This window comes from Streptomyces specialis (assembly GCF_001493375.1).
Classification (GTDB): Bacteria; Actinomycetota; Actinomycetes; order Streptomycetales; family Streptomycetaceae; genus Streptomyces; species Streptomyces specialis.
In genome coordinates, this window is the sequence record NZ_LN929838.1 from 308,864 (window position 1) to 332,072 (window position 23,209).

Below are 23,209 nucleotides of genomic sequence, written 5' to 3' on the forward strand. Positions count from 1 at the left end.
CCGGGCGCGTGGGTCTCCACTTGATCGCGACACCCGACCCCGCGGGAGGAACTCCCATGTCCACGACCGCCCCCTCGTCCCCCCTCGCGCCCGCCGCCGGCACCGAGGCGATCTGCGCCGGGATCATCCGCCTGCTGCTGCCGCACCGCCGCACCACCGAGGCGCCCGCGACCGCCCCGGACACCCCGGAGGCGTTCCCGTGGCAGGCGCGACGGCTCGCCCGGTTCGTCGCCTCGGGCGACCCGGTCGTCTTCGCCCTGCCCGGTTTCCCGTGCAAGTCGCCCAACCCCGAGAAGGTGCTCGGCCACCTGCCCGACGAGGGGGAACGGCTCTCGCTGCGCTTCCTGGACGACCTGTGCGCCCGGGTGCGGCAGGTGTACGCGCCCGGGGCCCGCGTGCTGATCTGCTCGGACGGCCACGTCTTCGGGGACCTGATCCACGTCCCCGACGAGCACATCGACGCCTACGGCGACGCGTTGCGCCGCATGATCGCGGACGAGGGGCTCGGCCACCTCGACACGTTCGACCTGCGCGACGTGTACGGCGACGGCCTGTCGTACGACGAGAAGCGACGCCTGGTCAGCCGGCAGCACGCCCCCACCCTGGAGGAGCTGCGGGCCGAGGTACGGGCGGACGCGACCACGCTGGCCATGTACCGCGGCATCACCCGGTTCCTGGTCGCGGACACGGTGGACTTCGCGGGCAGCCGCTCGGCGCTGCAACGGGACTGCCGCAGACGGGCCTACGGCGTGATTCAGCGCAGCCGCGCCTGGGGCGGGCTGATCGACGAGCACCACCCGCGGGCGGTCCGGCTGTCCATCCACCCGCAGCCGCGCGGGGCGGCCAAGTTCGGCATCCGCCTGCTGGACGCGGCCGACGCGTGGACGACGCCCTGGCACGCGGCGGTGCTGCGGCGGCCCGGCGGCGGCCCGGTGCTGATGCCGAGGGCGGAGGCGGAGCGGCTGGGCCGCCTGGTCCACCGGGACGGCAGACCCAGCCACTTCGAGGCGTTCGCCGCCGGGGCCGGTCACCGGCCCCGGTGATCGTAGGCGATCAGCGGGTCGCCGGTGAGCGGATGATCGACCACGGCGGCCCGCACGCCGAACACCCCGGCCAGCAGCTCCGGGGTGAGCACCTCGCGGGGGGTGCCGGAGACGACCACCTCGCCGTCGCACAGCACGTGCAGCCGGTCGCACACCGAGGCGGCGGCGTTCAGGTCGTGCAGCGCGGCCAGGGTGGTGCGGCCGTGCCGCCGCAGCAGGGACAGCAAGTCGATCTGGTGCCGGATGTCGAGGTGGTTGGTCGGTTCGTCCAGCACCAGGACGTCCGGCTCCTGGGCGAACGCCCGCGCCAGCAGCACCCGTTGGCGTTCGCCGCCGGAGAGCGTGCGGAACTGCCGGCCGGCCGCCTCCGTCATGCCCGCCGCGGCCAGGGCTTGCCGTATCGCCTCGCGGGCGGCCTCGTCCTCGCCGGCGAAGGCCCCGAGGTAGGGCGTGCGCCCCAGGGCCACCACCTCCCGGACCGTCAGCTCGATGTCCGCGCCGCGCTCCTGCGGCAGCGCCGCGATGTGCCGGGCCGCCCGGCGCGGCGCGAGGGAACGCACGTCCGTCGCGTCCAGCAGCACCCGCCCCGCCGACGGCCGCAGATGCCCGTACACGGTCCGCAGCAGCGTCGACTTGCCGCTGCCGTTCGGCCCGATGAGGCCGGTGATCTGCCCCTTCTCGGCGACCATCGACACGCCGTGCACGACGGACCCGCCGGAGAGGGAGACGCTCAGGTCCTCGATGGCGATTCTCACGGCTCACGCTCCAGGCGCCGGTCGAGCAGGAACAGCAGCGCGGGGGCGCCGAGGACCGCGGTGACGACGCTGACCGGCAGTTCCTGCCCGTCCACGGCGACCCGGCACGCCAGGTCCACCACCACCAGCAGCAGGGCACCGGCCAGCGCGGACAGCGGGAGCAGCCGCCGGTGGTCGCCGCCCGTCAGCAGCCGGCAGACGTGCGGCACCATCAGCCCGACGAACGCGATGACGCCCGAGACCGCCACCAGCACGCCGGTCAGCAGGCTGGTGAGGACGAACAGCTCCCGGCGCAGCCTGCCGACCGCGACGCCGAGGCTCGCGGCGGTCTCCTCGCCCATGACCAGGGCGTTCAGGGCCCGCGCCCGCGTCTGGAGCGCCAGCAGCCCGGCCGGGACGGCGATCCCGGGCAGCCACAGGCCGTCCCAGTCGGCCCCGCCCAGGCTGCCCATCAGCCAGAACAGGACCCCTCGGGTCTCCTGGGCGTCCTCGACGCGCAGCACCAGATAGCTGGTGAGGCCCGTCAGGAGCTGCCCGATCGCGACCCCGGCGAGCACCAGCCGCAGCGGGGAGAAGGCGCCGCCGCGCCGGGCCACGAGCCACACCAGGCCGAACGCCAGCAGCGCGCCGGCGAACGCGGCTCCGCTCAGCCCCAGCCCGGCGCCGCCGCCGACGCCCAGCACGATGAAGCCGACGGCGCCCAGGGAGGCGCCGCCGGAGACGCCGAGGAGCTGGGGGTCGGCCAGCGGGTTGCGCACCAGCGCCTGGACGGCCGTGCCGACCACGCCCAGGCCGGCTCCGACGAGGGCGGCCAGCAGCGTGCGCGGCACCCGCAACTGCCACACGATCAGGTCGTCGGTGCCCGGCCGGGGCGCCTCGCCGGACAGCCGGCGCGCCACCACGGTCCACACCTGGCCGGGCGGGATCGCGGAGGAGCCCCACGACACGGCGAGGGTCATGGCGACCAGCAGGCCCGCGACGAGCAGGGCGCCCAGCACCCAGGTCGGGACGGCGCGGCGGGTCCTGGGCGCCGGGCGGGTGGCGCGCCCGGCGCCGGACCGGGGCCGGTCCGTGACCGTCACGGAGTGGCCGCCGCTTCGGGGTGGAGGGTGCGGGCGATGCGGGCGACGGCGTCGGCGTTCGTCACGCCGGAGACGGTCGTCATCTCGGACGGGACACGCAGGAAGCGCCCCTCCCGCACGGCGGACAGGCCGGCGGTCGCGGCGAAGTCGCGCAGGAACGCCTCGGCCTCGTCGTACGCCGCCTCGGTGGCTTCCGCGCTGCCCCGGTCGCGGACGGCGAGCTGGATCCAGTCCGGGTCGGCGGCGACCACGTCCTCCCAGCCCACCGGCCGGAAGTCGGCCTCGCAGTCGGCGAAGATGTTGCGGGCCCCGGCGAGGGTGATCACGGCGTTGCCGACCTGGCGGTTGCACACCGCCATGGGCTGCTCGGTGCCCGCGTCGTAGTCGAAGAAGAAGTACGACGGCCGGTCCTCCTCGCCGACGCCGGCCACGGTCCGGCCGACCTCCGCGAGGGTGGCGTCCATCTCGGCCACCAGTTCGGCGGCCCGCTCGGAGGTGCCGGTGAGCCGCCCCAGCAGCTCGATGTCCCGCTGGACGGCGGACAGGTCGGTCTGGGGCTCGTCACGGCCGGGCGCGCAGGCGGAGGAGGCGAGCACCATCTGGTCGATGCCGGCGGCGGCCATCTCCTCGTCGCTGGGGAAGGTCCCGGTGTCGTCGTGCATCTCGACGAACGTGGAGATGTAGAGGTCGGCACCCGAGCCGAGCAGGGTCTCGCTGTCGATGACCGTCTCCCCCAGCACCGGCACCTGCTGCGCCCGCGCGTCCAGTTCGCCGGGGAGGGTTCCCCGGCCGGGCGGATAGCCGGTGCCGAGCACCCGGTCGCCCGCGCCGAGCCGGAGCAGCAGTTCCAGGACCGAGCCGTTGGCCGTGACGATGCGCTCGGGCGGTTCCGACACCTCGGTCTCCCGCCCGTCGCAGTCCGTGACGGTCACCGGGAATCCCGCCGCGGGCGGGTCGGCCCCTTCGTTCTCCTCCGGGGTGTCCGCTCCGCATCCGGCGAGCAGCACCGTGGACGCGAGCAGAACGCAAACCATGCGTGCGCGCATAAGACTGACTTTCCGACTGGTCCTTGACCGGTCGCCCCCAGGAGACCGGCGGCCTTCAGTGGCGGCCCGGTGTAGTAGTCGGAGCCGACCGGCCGTCAGTTCCCCGCCGCCCCGGGCACGGTCACCGGGTCGGCCGTCGGTCTCCCCCCGCCGACGCATCCCTGACAAGCTGTCATGGCGTGGCCTGAGCCACGGATGACGCTCGGACTGGAGGCAGTCGGTGACGACAGAACACGGCACCCCGCTCCCGCTGGACAGCTCCACACCTCACTCGGCACGGGTGTGGAACGCCTGGCTCGGCGGCAAGGACCACTACCCCGTCGACCGCGAGACGGCCGACCGGTTCGCCGAGATCTTCCCGGCGATCGGCGACCTGGCCCGGACCTCCCGGTACTTCCTCGCCCGCACCGTGCGGTACCTGGCCGCCGAGGCGGGTGTGCGCCAGTTCCTCGACATCGGGACCGGGCTGCCCACCGCCGACAACACCCATGAGGTCGCCCAGCGCGTCGCCCCGGACGCGAGGGTCGTCTATGTCGACAACGATCCGCTGGTCCTCGCCCACGCCCGGGCGCTGCTGACCAGCACCCCCGAGGGGCGGACCCACTACATCAGCGCCGACCTGCACCGGCCGGAGGTCATACTCCGCCAGGCCGCCGAGACGCTCGACCTCGGCCGGCCGGTCGCGCTGACCATCATGCAGACCCTCGGGCACGTGGCGGACTACGAGGAGGCCCGCGCCATCGTGCGGCACCTGCTGTCCGCGCTGCCGTCCGGCAGTTACCTGGCCCTCAACGACAGCGTCGACCCCCACGGGGAGACCGCCGAGGCCACCCGCCTGTACAACGAGTCCGGCTCGGCGCCCTACCACCTGCGCCCGCCCGGGCAGATCGCCGGCTTCTTCGACGGGCTGGAGCTGGTCGAGCCCGGCGTGGTGCCCCTGGCCCAGTGGCGGCCCGAGATCCTGGACGGACCCGACCCCACGAACGCCGCGGCTTACGGCGGCGTCGGCCGCAAGCCCTGACCCCGCGCGCCGCGCGGTGCCGGCGGGCGCCGCGTCAGCAGGCGTCGTACCGCCATTCGCCGTCCTCGCGGACCCAGGGCTGGCCGGCCAGGCCGCCGTCGATCATCGGGTCGCCCACGGTGTAGGTGACGTGGGCGGTGTCTCCGTCGATCTCGTCCACGCTGAACGTCTGGACGGACAGTTCGCCGAAGCTCTCGGCGAACTGTTCGAGCTGCGCGGTGTACGTGGCCTCGTCGGACTGCTCGGCGCACCGCTCGGAGAGCATCGCGTAGGCGGCGGGCGGATCGGTGAAGTACACCTCGGTGAAGGTGCGGACGGCCTCCTCCAGCGCGGCGGCGTCCTCGGCCTCGCTCCGCTCGTCACCGCCGTCGTCGCCACCGCCGCAGGCGGCGGTGAAGGCGAGGGCGGTGGCGGCGAGCGCGGTCGCTATACGTGTGCGGGACTTGGTCATGCGGGCCAGCATGTCACCCTCTGTCGGTCGCGGAGATGGTGTGAGCCGCCTGTGATAGTACGAAGCCCGGTTTCCCGCGTGTCACCCGGGCCACCGGCCGCGCCCCGTTTTCCGGTGGTTTGGATCCGCGGGCCCGGGGCAGACGGCGGCCAGAAGCGGGTGACGGGGGCACAGTGGACGACCTCGGCCGGGACGCGCCGGCGGAACCGGAACGGACGGACGACGGCGACCCGGCCGAGGCACTGCCCCGCCAGGTCGCCGCCGCCGTCGCCGCTGTGCGCGCCCAGCTCGCGATGATTCATGGCCTGCCGGCCGGCAGGCCCGGCCCGTGACGGGCGGCGGGGCGCGGGCGGCCGGTGGCCGTCACCAGGCGGCGAACGCCTGCCTGGCCTTGTCGTTGCGGCGGACCTCGGTGTAGTCGGGGTGCCGCTCCAGGACGAGGTCCCCGCCGAAGACGTGCCGCGCCGCCGCGTTCGCCTTGGCCGTGGCCAGCAGCCACGCGGTGGTCAGGCCGCGGAAGCGTCCGCCGTCGTCCGTGTTGACGGACGCGAAGTGGTTGGCGTCCCGCAGCGAGGCGTAGAGGGTGGGGGCCGACGACTTCGCGTAGAAGGAGTTCAGGACCCAGGTGTCGGGGGACACGATCCGGTCCTCGGAGCCGACGAGCAGCAGCATGGGGACGCGGAGGTCGGTGGTGGAGGCGAGCGGCCCCGGCTGGAGAGGCAGGATCGAGGTGACGCGTTCGTCCCTGGCCGCGTTGATCGCCCCGGCGCCGCCCTGCGAGTGGCCTACGGCGACGACGTGGTTCAGGTCGGCCAGGCGGTGGAAGGGGCTGCCGGAGGTGCCGTTCTTGGTGGTGAGGTCGTCCAGTCCGGCGAGCATGTCGTCGCCGTTGTTCGCCTGGACGGTGTTGGCCGCGGCGACGATGAACCCGTGGCCGGCCCAGTGCTTGAGCAGTTGCTCGTACATGCCGGGGGTGACGAAGGTCCCGTTCCCCCACAGGACCACGGGGAACGTGGTGGTGGCGCCGGCGGGCCGCCGGGGGTAGTGGTACGTGGTGAGGTCCGTCTTGACGGTGTCGACCGGGTAGGGGCCGCGGGGGTTCCAGGCGGCGGTCGGGTCGGTGGCGGCGGCGGTGGCGCCGGGGGCGAGGGCAACGGTGGCGGCGGTGGCGGTGGCTACCGCCGCCCCCATTCTGAGCAGGTCTCTGCGGTTCACGCGGTGCTGTGCCATGGGTCTTTCCTTCGTGCTTGTGTGGGGGGAAGGGGGTGTCAGCCGCGGGCGGCCTCGGCGCTGTCTTTTTTACCCATCTCCGAGGCCCCGAGACAGGCCGGAATCTCGTATGCCGTCCTCTTCTTGTGAAAAACAAGCGCCGCACGCGGCCATACCGCGGCCGTTGGGGTGGAGGGGGGCCGCGGGGCTGAGGGCCACCAGGCCCTCCAGGTAGCGCTCCGAGGCCGGGGCGCAGGTGTCGTGCCCGACACTCACGGCGGCGATGTCGACGTACGTCGCGCCGTGCAGGTCGGCCTGCTCGCGCAGGACCCGGTTCAGCTCGTCGACCGATCCCTGGACGTAGTCGGCGTCCTGGCTCCAGATCGGTTGGGTGGGCCAGCAGCCGCCGTCACGGATGTACGTTCCGTAGCCGACGACCAGGACGCGCGCCTGAGGGGCACGCCGCTGGATCTCCTCCAGCGCCTGGCCGAACACGGACGCCCAGGCCCGGATCGACTCGGCGACCTCGTCGGTGCCGTCCCCGGTGATCCGCTCGGCGCAGGAGACGCCCAGCGGCCGGGGCAGCAGGTTGACGCAGCCCAGGCTCGTGCCGACGAGGTTGTTGTCGTTGCCGCCGATGGTGACGGTGACGCGGTCGGTCCCGGCGTCCAGCGCGTCGTACTGCGGAGACTCGCCGGTGCTGAAGTCGTCCAGCGTGGCGCCGGAGCACGACACATCGGTCAGCTCGGCGCCCAGCGCCTCGGCGGCCACCGAGGGGTAGTTGCGGTCCGACCGCAGACAGTCCCCGTCGACCTGCCCGGGTATCAGCGGGCCCGCCGCGGCCGAGTCGCCCAGCGCCACGTAGCGCGGCGCGTCGTCCGCCTCGGCGGCGTGGCCGGGGGCGGCCCCCCAGCCGAGGGCGGCGGTCACCATCGCCGCCGTGGCCACCTGCATGGTCCTGCCTCGTCGCATGACGTCTCCTCGCGCACGATGTTCCCGCTGGTCCGGGCGCGATCCATGCTGCCGCCGATGGGGCCGGCCACCGCTTGGCCTTCTTGCCGAATCACGCGCGGCCCCGTTGTGGCGTGTGACAAAGCGGCCGCGCCACGACCTCGCGCGGCTCGGCCGGCGCGGGTACCGTGCGCAGGACTCCGCGCGGGCGACGGCGCGGCCGGAAGACCGGGCCGGTGGCCCGGGAGGAGAAGAACCGTGACGAGCACCAGTGACGCCACGCCGCGTTTCGGCGGGACGGCTCTCCACCGCAGGCTGATCACGAACCTCGCCGGCCTCACGACCCACGTGACCCGCCACCTGCCCGACGCGCTCCCTGACTACGCCAAGCTGCCGGCCGAGCAGCTCGACGGCGATGTGCGGCGCGTCGTCGAGTCCACCATCCGGATGCTCGCCGAGATACTGCGCACCGGTGAGCCGCCCTCGCCCGAGCACATGGCGGAGGTCCGGGCCTCGGCGGCCAAACGGGCCGAGGAGGGGGTGCCGATCGACGCGGTGATCGCCGCGTACCACGTCGGTGCCCGCGCCTGCCTCGACGTGCTCTCCCCGGCGGCGGAGACCACGGACCTGCGGGACGTGTTCGCGTTGCAGCGGGTGATGCTCGACCATCTCGGCCGCATCACGGCCGCCGTCGCGGCCGGGTATCTGGACGAGCACGCCGCCGAACAGGGCGAGCACAGCGCCGCCCGTGATTCCCTGCTCTCCGCGCTGCTGGCGGGCACCGACCCCGAGCCGCACGCGGCGCGCGCCGGGATCACGCTCCCGGCGACCTACCTCGTGCTGGCCCTCGCCGTCGGACCGCACCCCGACGAGCGGTGCCAGGGCGTGGACGCCTCCATCGCCGCCCGCCGCAAGGTGCGGCGCCTGCGCGCGGAGCTGGACCGCCGCGTCGGCCGGGACGCGCTGCTGCGGCTGACCTCCGAGAAGGGCCTGGTCCTGGTTCCGCACCGGGCCGCGCACCACGCCCCGCAGCCGGACGACTGGCAGCGGCTGAACGAGCTGGTCGCGGGCGTGTCCGGCGCGGCGGGAGCCGAGATCGTGGCCGGTGCGCAGCCCTGCGCGCCGGCCGGCGTGCCCGCCGCCGCCGAACTGGCGGGGGAACTGCGCGAGGTGGCGCTGACCTGCGGCCGGCCGGGCGGCGTCTACCGCGTCGCCGACCTGGCCCTGGAGTACCAGCTCGGCCGCCCGGGACCGGCGAGGGACCATCTGACGGATTTGCTGGCACCCGTGGCCGAGCGCCCCGACCTGCTGAAGACGCTGCGGGTCTTCCTGGCCACCGACCTCAACCGCCGCCGCACCGCCACGCTGCTGGGCGTGCATCCCAACACCGTCGACTACCGCCTGGGCCGCATCAGCTCCCTGACCGGCATCGACACCACCAGCAGCGCGGCGCTGCTCACCCTGTGCGCGGGCGTCATCGCCCTGGCCGCCGCCCCCGACCGGGTCCAGGGCGGCGGAACACCGGAGGCCGACGCCCCCGCGTCCACGACCGAACCGGGCGCGTAATCTGACGATCGTCCTCGCTCGCGGGAAGGGAGTCGCGGTGATCGTCGCCACCGACAGGGGAGCCGTGCGCGGTGAGCGCGCGGCGGACGGCGTGGCCGTTTTCCGGGGCATCCCGTACGCGGCACCGCCGGAGGGCGCGCTGCGTTTTCGCGCTCCGGAGCCCCCGGCGCGCTGGGGCGGGGTGCGGGACGCCCTGCGTTTCTCCGCCTCGGCGCCGCAGCCGCCCTATCCGGGCGGCCACCTGCCGCGCAAGTGGGCGCCCGGGGACAGCGCCGACTTCCTCACCGTCAACGTCTGGACGCCCGAGGTGTCCGGGGCCGCCGCGTCCGGTCTGCCGGTGATGGTGTGGATCCACGGCGGCGCGTACCGGCGGGGCGGCGCCAGCATGGGCCTGTACGACGGGACCCGCCTCGCCCGGGAGGGTGTCGTGGTGGTCACCTGCAACTACCGTCTCGGCTTCGAGGGGTTCGGCTGGCTGGCGGACGCCCCGGCCAACCGCGGCCTCCTCGACCAGCTCGCCGCGCTGCGCTGGGTCCGGGAGAACATCGCGGGCTTCGGCGGCGACCCCGGCGACGTCACCGTCTTCGGCGAGTCGGCGGGCGCGGGCTGCCTGGCCGCCCTCCTCGTCGCGCCGGCGGCGCGCGGCCTGTTCCGGCGGGCGATCCTCCAGAGCCTTCCCGACTTCTACCCGGGCGAGGACCAGGCCCGGCGGATCGCGGAGCTGATCACCGCGGAACTGGGCGGTGTCCCGGCCACTGCCGAGGCCCTGGCCGCCGTTCCGGCCGAGGAGATCCACCGGGTGGACGACGCGCCGGTGGCGGCGATGTCCCGGGACCCGGACGCCTGGGAGACGCCGACCATCGCCCCCTACGGCCCGGTCCGGGACGGGTCCCTCTTCGACGCCCTGCCGTGGCGCGCGCTCCGCACGGGAGCGGCCCGGGACGTCGAGACCGTCTTCGGCTTCAACCGTGACGAGTACACGTTGTTCGCGGACGACGCCGCGCTGGGCGCCGACCCCGCGCGCACGGCCCGTTACGCGCGCCTGCCCGAGGACGCGCCCGCCGCGTACCGGGCGGGCGAGCCGGGGCTGACCGATGCGGGGCTGAACGTGCGCATCATGTCGGACCTGATCTTCCGCGCGCCCACCCTGTGGTGCGCCGAGGCCCACGCGACGGCGGGCGGCCGGACCCACCTCTACGAACTCACCTGGGGGCGCGGCCCGCTGGGCGCGTGTCACGCCCTGGACGTGCCGCTGGTCTTCGGCACCCCGGACGACCCGTTCGCCCGGCTGCTCCTCGGCGGTTCCCCTCCCCCCGACTTCGAGCCGCTGTCCGCCCGGCTCCGCGCCGCGTGGACGTCGTTCGCCGCGACCGGCGACCCCGGCTGGCCCCCGTACCGCCCGGAGGACCGCCTGACGCGGGTCTGGGACACCGAGCCGCCGGTGACCCCGGATCCCGAGGCGGTCTCCCGCCTGCTCTGGGAGCGTCACCCCCGCCGGTAGGGCGCGGGGGCGTGTGACCCGTCCCCGGTCACTCGCACGGGCAGATCCCGAACTCCTTCAGCACGTCGAGGACGAGCCGGCGGAGTTCGCCCCGGGTGGGCGGGGGGCCCGGGTCGCCCTCGGGGCCCCGGGGACCGCGTGGGCCGCCGGGCCCGGGATCGCCCTTGGGTCCCTGCGGTCCCCGGGGACCGGCGGGCCCGTCCCGTCCGTTGAGCCCGGGGCGGCCGTCCATGCCGTGCTTGCCGTCCTTGCCGTTCCGGCCCGGCGGCCCTTCCGGGCCCTCCGGCCCCTCCGCGCCGTCCGCCCCTTCGGGCCCGCGCGGACCGGCGGGACCCGTCGCGCCCTGCACGCCCCGCGGACCCTGGGGGCCGCGCGGACCCTCCGGGCCCGGCGGACCGGGAGGACCGGGCGGACCCGGGGGGTCCGGCGGCGGACCGGGCGGATCGGGCGGCGGACCGGGCGGATCGCAGCAGCAGGAATCACCCGGACATCGCCGGCGCGGCGCCCTGACGGTGACGGGAACGCTCTCGGTGCACGCTCCCGTGTCGCTGTAGGTCGTCACTCTGAGACTGGTCTCGCCCGGGGAGGCGTCGGAACTGACCGTGAAATCGCCCGACCAGAACCGGTCGTCGACCGGAGTCAGCGGATATGCCGTGCCGTCCCCGCCGGGACATGCGGCGCAACGGTATTCCGTTCGCTGCCGACTGCTCCCCGCCGGCCAGTAGACGAATACCTTGGTGCGGACTCCGGGATGGAGCGGATCACCGAAGAAGGCGAGAAGTGAGGTGCCCGTCGGTGTGGCCACAGTGCCTCCTGATGTAGGTGCACACGGAGGGTGCGATGACGTCGGCCGCCCCGGCCCGCGCGTGGACCGCGCCGGGGCGACAAAGGGACGAACGGAAAACGCCACCGGTAAAGCGCAATACAGCTATACCCACCGTTTTCACCCATACGGAGTCCGGCAGGGAATATGGACCGGACGAATGAATCGGGCGCTGATGCGGAATTCCGACTTACCGCTTTACGGAGTGAGGTCGCTCTGGTGGCCGCCGCGCCATTCGGTGAGCAGCACGGTGGCGTCGTCGTCGAGCCGACCGCTGTGGTGGCGCAGGACGGCGTGCATCAGCCGGCGCAGCGTCTCGTGGAGGGTGAGCCGCGCGGAGTGGTGACGCACGATGAAGTCGGTGAACTGGTCCATCCCGAAGGGCCGGCCGCGGGCGTCGCGGGCCTCGGGGATGCCGTCGGTGTAGAGCAGGAGCCGGTCGCCGGGTTCGAGCTGGTCGTGGCACTCGGTCACCGGAAGGCCCAGACCGGCCCCCAGCGGCCCGCCCGGCGGGCAGGTGAGATGCGAGACCCACCGGCCGCCGCGGACCACGATGGGCAGGTGATGGCCTCGGTTGACCCAGGTCAGTCTCCCGGTGGCCAGATCGAGGTCGGCGATGATCGCGGTGGTGTACCGGCTGGTGCCGAAGTGATCGACCAGGGTCTCCTCGATCACCTCACTGGTCCGGGCCAGGGACGCGCCCTGCCGGCGGGCGTTGCGGCAGGCGGCGACCGCGACGTTGGCGGTGAGCCCGGCGGCGGTGTCGTGGCCCATGGCGTCGAAGATCCCCAGGTGCAGGGTCGTGCCGGTGACGGCGTAGTCGTAGGCGTCCCCGCCCACCGTGTAGGCCGGCTCCAGCGCGGCCCCGACCGTGACGCTGTGACCGGCGTAGGCCGGTGGCGGCATCAGGTTCCATTGCAGCTCCGCGGCCACGTTCATCGGCCGGGTGCGCACCAGGCGGGCGTAGGAGTCGCTGAACGACCGCTTGCTCAGCAGCAGCAGCGCCGTCATCGACGCCAGGGCGCGCAGCAGAGCCCGCGTGCCGGGCCCGTCCCCGGCGGTCGCGTCGAGGTCGGCGCGCAGCACTCCGAGGCGCTCGACCCCGTCGGTGACCGGCAGCCACCAGCGCTGCCGGCTCCCCTCGCCGCCGGTGGCGCCGGGATCGGGGTACAGCTCCACCCGCTGGTAGGCCCGGCCCGGGAGGGTGCCGTCGACCGGGAACCGCTCGCCTCCCTCGCCCGCGTCCAGTCCCCGGCCCGTCAGCTCCCTGAGCACCGTGTCCTGGAGATCGACCACGTAGACGGTGGCGTCGTGCGCTCCCGCGGCGGCGGCCTGGCTTGCGATCAGTTCGGGCAGCTCCTCCAGTGTCGCGGTGTGGCCGATCTGCATCATCGCGGCCAGCATCCGTCCCATCTGAGCCTCGTCGGTCATGACGCCGGCCCTCCCTTCCACCTGCGGGCCGCCCGGCGATCCGCGCGCACGCCCGTACCGGCGCGTCGTTCGCCTGCCCCGACGGGGCTTCGTCATCCGCGTCCGTGGCGCGGGTCCGGCGGACACGCTATCCAGCCCGGGGCCCCGCCCCGGCGCGGCGCGCGCCGGACGACGCGTCTGTTACGGTCGTCCGTATGAAGCGCGCTGGTATGACGACGACGCCGGAGAGTGTCCCGGCGCGCTGACCGACGTCCGAAGTCCGAAGCCCCGGGGCGAGTGCCCCGGGGCTTCGCCGTGTGGTCGCTCGCCCGACGTCCGCGAGGAGACGACGATGCCCGACCACCGCAAGCTCGGCCGTGAACTGGGCCTGTTCGGCACCGATCCGCTGATCGGCGCCGGGCTGCCGTACTGGCTGCCCGACGGCGCGGCCGTCCGGCACGCCCTGGAGGAGTACATCCGCGCCGCCGAGCGGCGGGCGGGCTACCGGCACGTGTACTCGCCGGTGCTCGGCAAGCGGGAGCTGTACGAACTGTCGGGCCACTGGTCGCACTACGGCGACGACATGTTCCCGGCGATGGACCTCGGCGGCGAGCAGGTCGTGCTGCGGCCGAGCCTGTGTCCGCACCACGCGGTGATCTACCGCTCCCGCTCCCGCGGTCACCGCGAACTGCCGCTGCGCGTCGCCGAGCTGGGCGGCATGTACCGCGCCGAACGCTCCGGCGTCCTCGGCGGGCTGTCCCGGGTCCGGGCCATCCAGTTGAACGACGCGCACATCTTCTGCACCCCGGATCAGGTCGAGGAGGAGGCACGGGCCGCCCTGGAGATGATCGGCCGCGCGTACGAGGCGCTCGGCATCCGCCCGGCCCGTTACCGGCTCTCGCTTCCCGGCCCGGGCGGGAAGTACGTCGCCGCGCCCGCGCTGTGGGAACGGTCCACCGCCGTGCTGACCCGCGTCCTGGACGCCGCCGGCCTGCCCTACGAGGCGGCCGAGGGCGAGGCGGCGTTCTACGGCCCCAAGATCGACGTCCAGGTCGCCGACGGCGCCGGCCGGGAGTCCACCCTGTCCACCGTGCAGGTCGACTTCCACCAGCCCGAGCGGTTCGGCCTGCGCTACATCGGCGCGGACGGCGCGAAGCACCGGCCCGTCATGGTGCACCGCAGCGTCATCGGCAGCGTGGAACGGGCCGTCGCCCATCTCGTCGAGCACCACGGCGGCGCGTTTCCCTCCTGGCTGGCCCCGACCCAGATGGTGATCCTCCCGGTCTCCGGGGCGGAGCTGCCGTCCGCCGAGGCGCTCGCCCGGCGCTGCGCCGGTCTCGGGCTGCGGGCCGAGGTCGCCGGGCCGGAGAGCGGCAGTCTGGGCGCCCGTGTCCGGCGGGCCCGGCTCGTGCCCTACCAGGCGGTGATCGGCGCCCGGGAGGCCGCCGACGACGCGGTCGCCCTCCGCCTGCGCGACGGACGCCGCCTGCCACCGCTGCCCGCCGCCGAGGTGCTGGGGCGCGTGGGGGCTCTGGTCGGGGAGCACCGCACCGAGCTGTGGGTGTGACGGTGGAGACGCCTCTAGCTGTCGGAGGCGCGGTGGTAGGTGCAGACGTGGACGCCCGCGTCGCTGGTCGTGGTGGAGACCAGGCGCAGCGTGCGGAGCGTGCCGTCGCCGGGGAAGATCGTCTTGCCGCCGCCGAGGATCACCGGCATGACCATGAGCCGCAGCTCGTCCACCAGGTCCTCGTGGAGGAGGGTGCGCGCGAGTGCGGAACTTCCCATGACCAGCAGGTCGGTGCCCTCGGTCGCGCGCAGCTCCCGGAGGCGGGCGACGGCCTCGTCGCCGGGGATGAGCGTGCTGTTGTCCCACGTCAGGTCGGCCTCGCGCAGGGTCCGGGACACGACGTACTTGGGGAGGGAGTTCATGCGGTCGGCGAACGGGTCACCGGCCCGGTCGGGCCAGGCCCCGGCCATCGTCTGCCAGGTGCGGCGCCCGAGCAGCAGCGCCCCGGCCTTGCCCAGCGCCTCGTCGAAGGCGCCGCCCACCACCTCCGGGTCGAAGAAGGGGTGCGTCCAGCCGCCGTGCGCGAAGCCGCCCTCGGTGTCCTCGTCGGGTCCGCCCGGCGCCTGCACGACACCGTCCAGGCTCATGAACGCGATCACCGCGATGCCCATGGGACTCACTCCTCTTTCTCGTTCTTCTCGTTCTTCCCGCTCAGGGGTTACGGGAAGGGAGACTGCCACGCCGTCCGGGAATCATCGCCCGGGACGCCCCGGCGGAAGTGAGCTGGGTCACAGAGACGGGGGCGGCGCGGCCACTCCGGGCGGGGTGGCCGCGCCGTGTGCCGTCAGGCGTCCCGCGTGCGGGTGGTCACGGCGAGGTCGTTGTCCGCCGTGAAGACCGGGCGCACCTCGGTCCCGCCGTGCGTGACGGCGGGGTGGACGTCCGTCTTCTTCCGGTCGGCCGTGTCGCCCCCGATCCGCCCGACCGGCACCTCGGCCCCCGTCGCGGTCCGCAGCCGCAGCTCCCAGTCCGTCTTCTCCCGCGCCGACTCCGCGTGCGCCGCCGCCAGCGCGGCGTAGGGCACGGTCAACTCCAGGTGCCCGGCGGCCGGTTCGGTGAACGGCACGGCCACCTCAAGGCCGTCGGAGTGGCGGGCGACCGCGCGGGCGGCGGTGATCTCCAGCGGCGCGGGCGCGAGGAGCGCGACGGTGACGACGGCCGTGCCGGTGCCGGTCACCACCTGTTCCGCCTCGGCGTGCGCGGGGCGGGACCAGGCGCGGACGGTGAGGTTGCCCTCCGTGGTGGTGTACGGGATCCACGCGGTCACGCCGTCGCCGTCCACCCTGGGCGGGGCGGTGACCAGGGCGGACTGCTCGACCAGTTCGGCGGCGACGCGCCGCGCGCGGCGGGTGCCGGCGGCGACGAAGAACGCGTCCCAGCGGCCGGACGCCAGGGACCGGCCGGTGCGGGGCAGGGCCGTCCGGCCCCGGTCGTCCACGGGGAAGTCCAGCGCGCGCCCCCGCGGGTCCTTCCGCAGCCGCAGCACCAGCCGCCCCGGGACGGCCGGGGTGAGGGTGACGGTGAGGCCGCCGTCGTGGCCGGTGACGCACCGCGCGGCCGGGCGGGCGGCGGGCGCGGCGGGCGCCGTCCCGGTGCGGGGCGCGCCGCGCCGGCCGAGCAGGCCGCGCAGCCGGGCACCCAGCCCGGCGGGCCGCGCCGGGGTCCGGCCGGGCCGCGCGGTGGCGGACGCGGCGGTGGGACGGAGGTCGGCGAACAGGTCCTCGTAGCGCCGGGCGACGGCGTCGGGCTCGTACCGGGCGGCCGTCACCAGGGCCCGCGTGGCCATGCGGCGGCGCAGTTCGTCGTCGCTCATCAGGGTCCGCAGGCCGTCCGCGATGGCGTCCACACCGCCGTCGAGCGGCACCAGCAGCCCGTCCTCCCCGTGGCTGATGATCTCGGCCGGGCCGTGCGGGCAGTCGGTGGCGACGACCGGGACGCCGCAGGCCATGGCCTCGACGATGGTGAGTCCGAACGACTCGTACAGGGACGTCACCGCCGCTATCGCGCCCTTGGCCCACTCGGTCTCGATCGGGGAGACGGCGCCCATCAGCCGGACCCGGTCGGCCAGGCCGAGCCGGTCGATCTGCTCGCGCAGGGCGCCGCGCGACGGGCCGCGGCCGTAGACGCGCAGCCGCCAGTCGGGGAAGTCGCAGGTGAGCTTGGCGAAGGCGTCGATCAGCCGGTCGTAGCGCTTGGGGTCCACGAGCCGGCCGGCCGCGACGATGGTCCTGCTGTCGCCGGTCGAGGGGGCGACGCGCGGCGGCGGGGAGCCGTTGGGGATGCGGAGGACGCGGGTCGCCGCGTCGGGCAGGGCCGCGCGGTAGGCGGCGGCGTCGGCCTCGGCGACCGGGACGAACGCGTCGAGGCCGGGCACCGCGCGTAACTGGAGGGCGCGGGCGTCGGGGTGACGGGCCGACAGGGTGGAGTGCTCCTGCCCGACGCGCAGATAGCGGGTGTCGCCGTAGTGGGCGAGGTAGGCGTTGAGGGTGGGCCGGGTGGAGATCACCACGTCGGCGTCCACGGAGCGCAGGTGTTCGGCCATGCGCCGGTCGCTCAGCAGGGAGACGCCGGTCCGCCAGGTGGGCAGGAACTCGCTCGGCAGGCTCGCCTCGGGCCGCTTGGTGTCGGCCGCGCCCTCGCGCTCGTCGATGAGCGTCTCGATGGGGACCCGCGGGTCGAACGTGAAGCTGGTGGTGTCTCGGTGCCGGTACAGGCTGGTGACCCGCACGGTGTGACGGGCCGCCAGCGCGGCGGAGAGTGTGGCCACGGAGCGGATGGTGCCGCCTATGCCGTAGGCGTTGTTGAGCAGGAAAACGATCTTCATGGACCCCCCCGGGTCGTGGAACGGCGCCTGGTGAACAGCGCCTGACCCAAGGAGACCTCCGAGGTGACCGGAAGGTTGCCCCCGGGTGATCGGCGGGTCGGGGGGCGGGTGGGGCGCCCGGCCGTGCCGGACGCCCCACCGTTTCCCTTCCGGGCCTGTCTCCCGGGGGTCGCGCCCTTACAGGACCGGGGTGTCCACCAGGTACACCGGCGTCTCGGGGGCGTCGCAGGTGGCGGTGGCCCGGGTGTCCCCGTTGAAGACGAACTCGGCCCCGGCCGCGCCCGTGGCGACGATGAGGCGGTCCGCGTTCGCGGGGGGCGGGGACGGACCGGCCGGCAGGGGGCCGTCGACGGGCAGGGAGACCACCAGGGCCTGGTCACGGACCAGCCGGGTCTCCGGGATGTCGATGCCGCCCTCGGCGACGTTGTCGACGGCCGGGGTGCCGCCGGTGACCTGGAGGTCGAGCCGGGTGACGGTGCCGGAGGCGGACTCGAATCCGATGTCGAGCAACTGGTTGACCGTTTCGGCGGGAATGGTGAGCGCTCCCGACGCGTCGGTGAACGAGAACGTCTCCCCGCGGTTCATCGACAGCGGGAAGTTGCCGCCGACCGCGATGCCGACCTCCGCCTCCACGCCGTCGAGGTCGCAGGTGTACGGCGCGTTGATGATGCCGATCACCTCGTTGGAGCCGGGCTCGGGGAAGTTCAGCGGCGCGCCGTGGAAACGGGCGGGCGGCTGCCCTTCCGGGCCTCCCACGGCGACCGTCAGCAGCGCGTTGCCCTGGGACGCCTCGCAGTCGGCGGTGACGGTGATCGGTCCGATGAACGAGTTGAGCTGGACGGTGACCGCCGCGCGGACGAACTGGAACGTCACGGTGCCGTCGTCCGGCGCGGTGAACGGCCCGACGTCGAAGGTGCCTTCGAGGGGCAGACCGACCGTCAGCTCCTGACCGGGCGTGATCTTGATGTCGTTGATCTCGAACGGGTCGTCCTCGGCGATGTTGATCGCCTCGGGCGTGGAGTTGCTGGCGCCGATGCTCAGATCCGTGACGGTCGCGTCGGCCGTGCCGATGCCGATGATCGGCGCGAGTCCGGTGAGCCAGGACGGGAAGGTGATGCTGCCCGAGCCCTGGGTCAGCCAGAACTCCTGGCCGGGGCCGAGCTGGACCGGGGCGACGCCCTGGACGTCCACATCGGTGTTCAGGGTGAAGATCGGCAGCTCGCCGAGGCTGATCTGGCAGGCGATCGGCAGCTTGAACCGGCCGGTGTCGACGCCGATGGCCGGTACGTCGTCGGGATCGAGGGCCTGCGCGGGCTGGGCGGGCAGCAGCGCCGCCGCGAGGAGCGCGATCGTGGCCGCGGCGAACGCGGACAGCCGCCGGGGGGACGCGGCACGGCTCCGGGCGCGATCGCGGGGTGGTTTGAACCATCGCATGGGGGATGCCCCTTCTGAGAAACTACGGAGTACCCCATAGAAGGGCGGGAGTCCGGGGCCGCGCAACGGGCCGGTTCGCGCCTACGCAGCCGGGTGAGGATCCGGCGCGCGTTTGTTGACACCGACCGCGCAAGCCGGGCCGGCGGCGGCCTTCCTAGACTTGCCGGGTGACGAACACCGAAGGGCCCTCCCGTCTGGCGGGGGCCTACGCGCCGGGCTTGCCGGGGCTGCCCCGCGGCCGGAGCAGCCTGCCGGGCGACGTCGTGCGCAAGGAGCAGCGGGAGCGGCTGACGCGCGGGGTGATCGCGGCGGTCGCCGAGAAGGGCTACGCCCGGACCACCGTCGCGGACGTCGTCGGACGGGCCCGGGTCTCGCGGAAGGTGTTCTACGAGCACTTCGCCGACCTGCCCGCGTGCTTCCTGGCCGCCACCGCCGGCGCGATCCAGCCGGTCGCCACCAGCCTGTACGAGGCGGCCAGGAGGCACCGGGTAGCCCGGGAGGCGGACGGCCGGCCCCGGGACCACGTCGAGGCGCTGCGGTCCGGTGTCCGCACCTATCTCGAACTGTGCGCGCGGGAGCCGGAGTTCACCCGCTGTCTGGTGATCGAACTGCCCGCGGCCGGGCCGGAGGCGCTGCGGCTGGACGGCGAGAACCTCCGGCAGTTCGCCGGACTGCTGCGCGTCTGGCACGAGCGAGCCGTCGTCGACCACCCCGGGTGGGCGCCGGTCACCGACGACATCTGCTTCGCCGCGATCGGCGCCGTCGCCGCGCTGGTCCGCGTCCGCGTCGTCGCGGACGACACCGCCGGGCTGCCGGCCCTGGAGGACACGGTCCTCGACGTGCTGCTGAGGCTCCTCGCCGCCCCCCGGTGACGCCGGCCCCCGGGGGAACGGGCGGCCGGCTCAGCGCAGTCCGTGCTTGCGGGCGACCCTCTTCTCGACGGTGGAACGGGAGGCGATGCGGCGGAGCGCGAAGACGACCGGCGCGTTGCTGCCCACCGCGTACAGCGGCTTGGGGCGCGGGACCTCGATGGCCTTCACCACGGTGGCGGCGACCCGTTCCGCGGAGATGCCCTTCGCCTCGTTGCGGTCGAGGGCGGCCAGCATCCGGCGGAAGCGGACCCGGTGGGGGGAGTCCTCGGCCACGTACCGGGTGCGGCGTTCGCTGATGCCGGTGTTGATGGAGCCGGGCTCGACGGTGGTGATCGCGACGCCCCAGGGGTCGACCTCGCGGCGGGCCGCGTGGGCGAAGCCCTTGAGGGCGGCCTTGGAGGCGACGTACGAGGAGCGGTAGGCGAGGGGGAAGCTGGCCAGCATCGAGCCGACCATCACGACCCGGCCGTAGTTGCGTTCCCGCATGCCGGGCAGCAGGAGCTGGGTGAGGCGGACCGCGCCGAAGACGTTGATCCGGAACAGCCGCTCGACCGCGTCCATCGGCAGCTCCTCGAACGGCCCGCTCTGGCTCTCGCCCGCGTTGTTGACCAGCACGTCCACCGCGCCGGCCGCCGCCGCGCACGCCTCGACGCTCGCCTCGTCGGCCAGGTCCAGCGGCAGGAACTCCACGCCGCGCGGGGTGTCCGTCAGACGCGACGGGTCGCGGCTGGTGCCCAGCACCCGGTAGCCGCGCTCGGCGAGGGCCGTGGCGACGGCCCGGCCTATGCCGGAGGAGGCGCCCGTGACGAGCGCGACGCGCGGGGTCGTGGCGGAGGGGATGCCCGTGACGAGCGACAGGCGCGGGCTCATGCCAGGCTCCGGGCCAGCGCGCGGCCGGCGGCGCGGCCGGAGAAGACGCAGCCGCCGAGGAAGGTGCCCTCCAGCGCGTTGTAGCCGTGGACGCCGCCGCCGCCGAACCCGGCGGCCTCCCCGGCCGCGTACAGCCCGTCGAAGACCTCGCCGCCGGGGCGGACCACCTGGGAGTCGAGGGTGGTCTCCAGGCCGCCGAGCGTCTTGCGGGTCAGGACGTGCAGGCGGACCGCGATGAGCGGGCCGTGCGCCGGGTCGAGGAGGCGGTGCGGCCTGGCGACGCGGGTCAGCCGGTCCGGCCAGTAGGCGCGGGCGTTGTTGACGGTCATGAGCTGGAGGTCCTTGGAGTAGACGTTGCCGACTTCGCGGTCGCGTGCCACGACCTGCCGTTCCACGGTGGCGAAGTCCAGGGCGGGGCCGGGCGCGATGGTGTTCATGCCGTCCACCAGCGCGCGGAGGGTGGGGCGCACGACGAAGTCCGCGCCGTGGTCGAGGAACGCCTGCACGGGCCCGGGGGCGCCCTTCCGCACGCGCGACAGCACCAGCTTGAGGTCCTTTCCGGTGATGTCCGGGTTCTGCTCGGAGCCGGAGAGGGCGAACTCCTTCTCCACGATCGACCGGGTCAGGACGAACCACGTGTAATCGTGGCCGGTGGACAGGATGTGCCGCAGCGTGCCGAGGGTGTCGTGCCCCGGGAACAGCGGCGCGGGCAGCCGCCGCCCGGTGGCGTCCAGCCACAGTGACGACGGGCCGGGGATGATGCGGATCGCGTGGTCGGGCCAGACCGGGTCCCAGTTCCGGACGCCCTCGGTGTAGTGCCACATCCGGTCGCGGTTGACGATCGAGGCTCCGGCGTCCTCGGCGATGCCCAGCATCCGCCCGTCGACGTACGCGGGCACGCCGGTGATCATCGACGCGGGCGGCGGCCCGAGGCGCTCGGCCGGCCAGTTCCGCCGCACCAGCTCCTGGTCGCCGCCGATACCGCCGGAGGTGACGACGACGGCCTGCGCGCGCAGCTCGAACCCGCCCGCCGCCGCGCGCGACGACGCCACCCCGCGCGGCCGGCCCGAGGGCTCCAGCACCGTGCCGCGCACCCCGACGGCGGCCCCGCCCTCGGTGATCAGCGCGTCCACCCGGTGCCGGAACCGGAAGGTGACCAGCCCGCGCGCGGCGGCGGCCAGCACCGGCTCGCGGAAGACCCGCACCACCTCGGGGCCGGTGCCCCAGGTGAGGTGGAAGCGCGGCACCGAGTTCCCGTGCCCGGTCGCGGTGCCCGCGCCCCGCTCGGCCCAGCCGACCATCGGCGTCACCCGCAGGCCCAGGCCGTACAGATAGCGCCGCTTCTCCCCCGCCGCGAAGTCCACGTACGCCTCGGCCCAGCGCCGGGGCCAGTGGTCCTCGCGGTCGCGGTCGAAACCGGCCGAGGCGAGCCAGTCCGCGAGCGCGAGGTCGTGGGAGTCCTTGATGCCCATGCGCCGCTGCTCCGGGCTGTTCACCAGGAACAGGCCGCCGAGCGACCAGAACGCCTGGCCGCCGAGGTTGGCCTCGTTCTCCTGGTCCACCACGATCACCCGGCGGCCCGCGCGGGTCAGCTCGTAGGTCGCGACCAGACCGGCCAGTCCGGCTCCCACGACGATGACATCGGCCTGCTCGCTCACCGCGCCTCCTCCTCCACTTCCCCGGGCTCGTCCCCGGTCCCGCCGACGGGTGCGCTGTAGCTGTCGAGGACATGCCGGAACAGGGCCTCGCGCCGGTGGAGCGCCGTGGCGTTCCCCGGCTCCATCAGGACTTGCGTGGACGTGCCGTCGTGCACGGCGACCAGCGCCTGCCCGAGCGCCGCCTCGTCCGGGACCCGCCGCCCGGCCCGGCCCAGCGCCCGGATCACGATCGGCAGCACCGTGTCCTGGATGGCCTGCTCCCGCGCCACCATCACACGGCGCAGGGACGGGTTGCGCAACGCGTGCGCGGTGAACTCGGCCGTCACCCTGTACCACGCCTCGTCCACCGGGATGGCGGTCAGCGCGGCCCGCAGCGCCTCCTCCGGCGCCGCCTCCGGCATGCCGTCCAGCGCCGCCCGCAGATCGTCGAGCATCCGCGCCGAGCGCCGCTCCCACATGGCGAGGAACAGCTCGTCCAGCGACGTGAAGTTCGAGTAGAAGGCGCCCCGGGTGAAGCCCGCGCGCTCGCAGACCTGCTCCACCGTGGAACGGCCGAAGCCCTCCTCGGCGAAGACCTCCAGCGCCGCGTCGAGCAGCCGCTGCCGCGTCCGCACCCGCCGCGTCGTCACCCGTCTGGCCGGGGCGTGATCCGGGGGCATGGTCCCTCGCCGTCCTCGGGAGCAAGTTCGATACATGAACGTATCCGATGCGGCCACGTACCGGCAAGGGTTGGCGGGACTCCCGTCAACGGCCTTCCGTCCCACGGGATTCGGCGCCTCCGGTACGCTGCTCCGCCCAGCGGTGCCGAGGAGGGAACCCTACGATGACGGACTGGACGCCCGGACCCGACGGACAGCCGACGCCGTATCCGCCCGCGTATCCTCCGCCCGCCCCGCGGGCGCGGCCACCGCGCGGGCGCGGACCGCTCGCGGTCGCCCTGGGGTTCCTCGCCGCCTCGGTGATCGCCCTCGCCGCCGTCCTCGCCACCGTCCTCCCGGACGACGACGAGAGCGGTGACCGTCTCTTATACACAGCTGACGCTGCCGGCGAACAGGTTAGATGACATAGCGTTGGCCGTCACACTGCTACACAACAATAGGGTCGACAGATAGGCAACATAGCCGCG

22 protein-coding genes are annotated in these 23,209 nt (G+C 74.2%); 8 read left to right on the forward strand and 14 right to left on the reverse strand.

Going from position 1 to position 23,209, the window contains the following annotated elements:
* The first annotated feature begins 56 nt into the window (after positions 1 to 56).
* Positions 57 to 1,043, forward strand: coding sequence for an L-tyrosine/L-tryptophan isonitrile synthase family protein (locus BN2279_RS09280; protein ID WP_059008229.1), 987 nt, complete (start codon positions 57 to 59; stop codon positions 1,041 to 1,043).
* Here BN2279_RS09280 and BN2279_RS09285 read toward each other — a convergent pair.
* The 3 genes from BN2279_RS09285 to BN2279_RS09295 all read right to left on the reverse strand — a co-directional run bounded on the left by BN2279_RS09285 (position 1,028) and on the right by BN2279_RS09295 (position 3,914).
* Positions 1,028 to 1,798, reverse strand: a complete 771-nt coding sequence (locus tag BN2279_RS09285; protein ID WP_059008230.1) for an ABC transporter ATP-binding protein — start codon at positions 1,796 to 1,798, stop codon at positions 1,028 to 1,030. The genes BN2279_RS09280 and BN2279_RS09285 overlap by 16 nt on opposite strands.
* Entirely contained in the window at positions 1,795 to 2,796 is a 1,002-nt protein-coding gene (locus BN2279_RS09290) for a FecCD family ABC transporter permease (RefSeq protein WP_234347666.1), read from the reverse strand. The genes BN2279_RS09285 and BN2279_RS09290 overlap by 4 nt, the downstream gene beginning before the upstream one ends.
* A gap of 80 nt (positions 2,797 to 2,876) precedes the next feature.
* Positions 2,877 to 3,914 carry an ABC transporter substrate-binding protein gene (locus BN2279_RS09295; protein ID WP_059008232.1) on the reverse strand — a complete coding sequence of 346 codons (1,038 nt, stop codon included), beginning with the start codon at positions 3,912 to 3,914 and terminating at the stop codon, positions 2,877 to 2,879.
* A 232-nt stretch (positions 3,915 to 4,146) separates the two neighbouring features.
* Between BN2279_RS09295 and BN2279_RS09300 the strand changes: the two genes are divergently transcribed.
* Positions 4,147 to 4,947, forward strand: coding sequence for an SAM-dependent methyltransferase (locus BN2279_RS09300; protein ID WP_059008233.1), 801 nt, complete (start codon positions 4,147 to 4,149; stop codon positions 4,945 to 4,947).
* Between the two features lie 34 nt (positions 4,948 to 4,981).
* On the opposite strand, the gene BN2279_RS30990 is transcribed toward BN2279_RS09300, so the two are convergent.
* Entirely contained in the window at positions 4,982 to 5,398 is a 417-nt protein-coding gene (locus BN2279_RS30990) for a hypothetical protein (protein WP_159037166.1), read from the reverse strand.
* Positions 5,399 to 5,571: 173 nt separating this feature from the next.
* Here BN2279_RS30990 and BN2279_RS29265 point away from each other — a divergent pair, with 173 nt between their 5' ends.
* Positions 5,572 to 5,730 (forward strand): hypothetical protein, encoded by a 159-nt coding sequence (locus BN2279_RS29265; protein ID WP_159037167.1) that lies wholly within the window; start codon positions 5,572 to 5,574, stop codon positions 5,728 to 5,730.
* Between the two features lie 31 nt (positions 5,731 to 5,761).
* Here the strand turns inward: BN2279_RS29265 and BN2279_RS09310 are convergent, their stop codons facing one another.
* Positions 5,762 to 6,628: a poly(ethylene terephthalate) hydrolase family protein gene (locus BN2279_RS09310; protein WP_059008235.1), complete on the reverse strand. Its 867-nt coding sequence runs from the start codon at positions 6,626 to 6,628 to the stop codon at positions 5,762 to 5,764.
* Between the two features lie 69 nt (positions 6,629 to 6,697).
* The gene (locus BN2279_RS09315; protein ID WP_104530974.1) at positions 6,698 to 7,579 is read right to left on the reverse strand and encodes an SGNH/GDSL hydrolase family protein; all 882 of its coding nucleotides are present in this window, start codon (positions 7,577 to 7,579) and stop codon (positions 6,698 to 6,700) included.
* Positions 7,580 to 7,816: 237 nt separating this feature from the next.
* Here BN2279_RS09315 and BN2279_RS09320 point away from each other — a divergent pair, with 237 nt between their 5' ends.
* The gene (locus tag BN2279_RS09320) at positions 7,817 to 9,124 is read left to right on the forward strand and encodes a PucR family transcriptional regulator (protein WP_059008236.1); all 1,308 of its coding nucleotides are present in this window, start codon (positions 7,817 to 7,819) and stop codon (positions 9,122 to 9,124) included.
* A 37-nt stretch (positions 9,125 to 9,161) separates the two neighbouring features.
* Entirely contained in the window at positions 9,162 to 10,625 is a 1,464-nt protein-coding gene (locus BN2279_RS09325; RefSeq protein ID WP_234347643.1) for a carboxylesterase/lipase family protein, read from the forward strand.
* Positions 10,626 to 10,653: 28 nt separating this feature from the next.
* On the opposite strand, the gene BN2279_RS29855 is transcribed toward BN2279_RS09325, so the two are convergent.
* Positions 10,654 to 10,974 (reverse strand): hypothetical protein, encoded by a 321-nt coding sequence (locus BN2279_RS29855; protein WP_059008237.1) that lies wholly within the window; start codon positions 10,972 to 10,974, stop codon positions 10,654 to 10,656.
* A 672-nt stretch (positions 10,975 to 11,646) separates the two neighbouring features.
* Positions 11,647 to 12,879, reverse strand: a complete 1,233-nt coding sequence (locus BN2279_RS09335; protein ID WP_059008238.1) for a PP2C family protein-serine/threonine phosphatase — start codon at positions 12,877 to 12,879, stop codon at positions 11,647 to 11,649.
* A 331-nt stretch (positions 12,880 to 13,210) separates the two neighbouring features.
* Between BN2279_RS09335 and thrS the strand changes: the two genes are divergently transcribed.
* On the forward strand, positions 13,211 to 14,425 hold the full coding sequence (gene thrS, locus BN2279_RS09340; RefSeq protein ID WP_059008239.1) for a threonine--tRNA ligase: 1,215 nt from the start codon (positions 13,211 to 13,213) through the stop codon (positions 14,423 to 14,425).
* Between the two features lie 14 nt (positions 14,426 to 14,439).
* On the opposite strand, the gene BN2279_RS09345 is transcribed toward thrS, so the two are convergent.
* From BN2279_RS09345 to BN2279_RS09355, 3 genes are all read right to left on the reverse strand, one after another.
* A complete protein-coding gene (locus BN2279_RS09345) occupies positions 14,440 to 15,036 on the reverse strand; it encodes a dihydrofolate reductase family protein (protein ID WP_059008240.1) in 597 nt (198 codons plus the stop codon).
* Between the two features lie 173 nt (positions 15,037 to 15,209).
* On the reverse strand, positions 15,210 to 17,249 hold the full coding sequence (locus BN2279_RS09350) for a glycosyltransferase family 4 protein (protein WP_059008241.1): 2,040 nt from the start codon (positions 17,247 to 17,249) through the stop codon (positions 15,210 to 15,212).
* 177 nt (positions 17,250 to 17,426) lie between these two features.
* A complete protein-coding gene (locus BN2279_RS09355) occupies positions 17,427 to 18,683 on the reverse strand; it encodes a DUF6801 domain-containing protein (RefSeq protein WP_059008242.1) in 1,257 nt (418 codons plus the stop codon).
* 167 nt (positions 18,684 to 18,850) lie between these two features.
* Here BN2279_RS09355 and BN2279_RS09360 point away from each other — a divergent pair, with 167 nt between their 5' ends.
* Positions 18,851 to 19,555 carry a TetR/AcrR family transcriptional regulator gene (locus BN2279_RS09360; protein WP_059008243.1) on the forward strand — a complete coding sequence of 235 codons (705 nt, stop codon included), beginning with the start codon at positions 18,851 to 18,853 and terminating at the stop codon, positions 19,553 to 19,555.
* Positions 19,556 to 19,585: 30 nt separating this feature from the next.
* Here BN2279_RS09360 and BN2279_RS09365 read toward each other — a convergent pair whose 3' ends face one another.
* The 3 genes from BN2279_RS09365 to BN2279_RS09375 are packed head-to-tail and all read right to left on the reverse strand — an operon-like array spanning position 19,586 to position 22,742.
* Complete coding sequence (locus BN2279_RS09365; protein WP_199827680.1) at positions 19,586 to 20,425, reverse strand: SDR family oxidoreductase; 840 nt, start codon at positions 20,423 to 20,425, stop codon at positions 19,586 to 19,588.
* Positions 20,422 to 22,083 (reverse strand): FAD-binding dehydrogenase, encoded by a 1,662-nt coding sequence (locus BN2279_RS09370; protein WP_059008244.1) that lies wholly within the window; start codon positions 22,081 to 22,083, stop codon positions 20,422 to 20,424. Before BN2279_RS09370 ends, BN2279_RS09365 begins: the two co-directional genes overlap by 4 nt.
* Entirely contained in the window at positions 22,080 to 22,742 is a 663-nt protein-coding gene (locus BN2279_RS09375) for a TetR/AcrR family transcriptional regulator (RefSeq protein ID WP_059008245.1), read from the reverse strand. The genes BN2279_RS09370 and BN2279_RS09375 overlap by 4 nt, the downstream gene beginning before the upstream one ends.
* Positions 22,743 to 22,906: 164 nt before the next feature.
* On the opposite strand from BN2279_RS09375, the gene BN2279_RS29270 reads away from it, so the two are divergent.
* Positions 22,907 to 23,146 carry a hypothetical protein gene (locus BN2279_RS29270; protein ID WP_159037168.1) on the forward strand — a complete coding sequence of 80 codons (240 nt, stop codon included), beginning with the start codon at positions 22,907 to 22,909 and terminating at the stop codon, positions 23,144 to 23,146.
* The last annotated feature ends 63 nt before the right edge of the window (positions 23,147 to 23,209 follow it).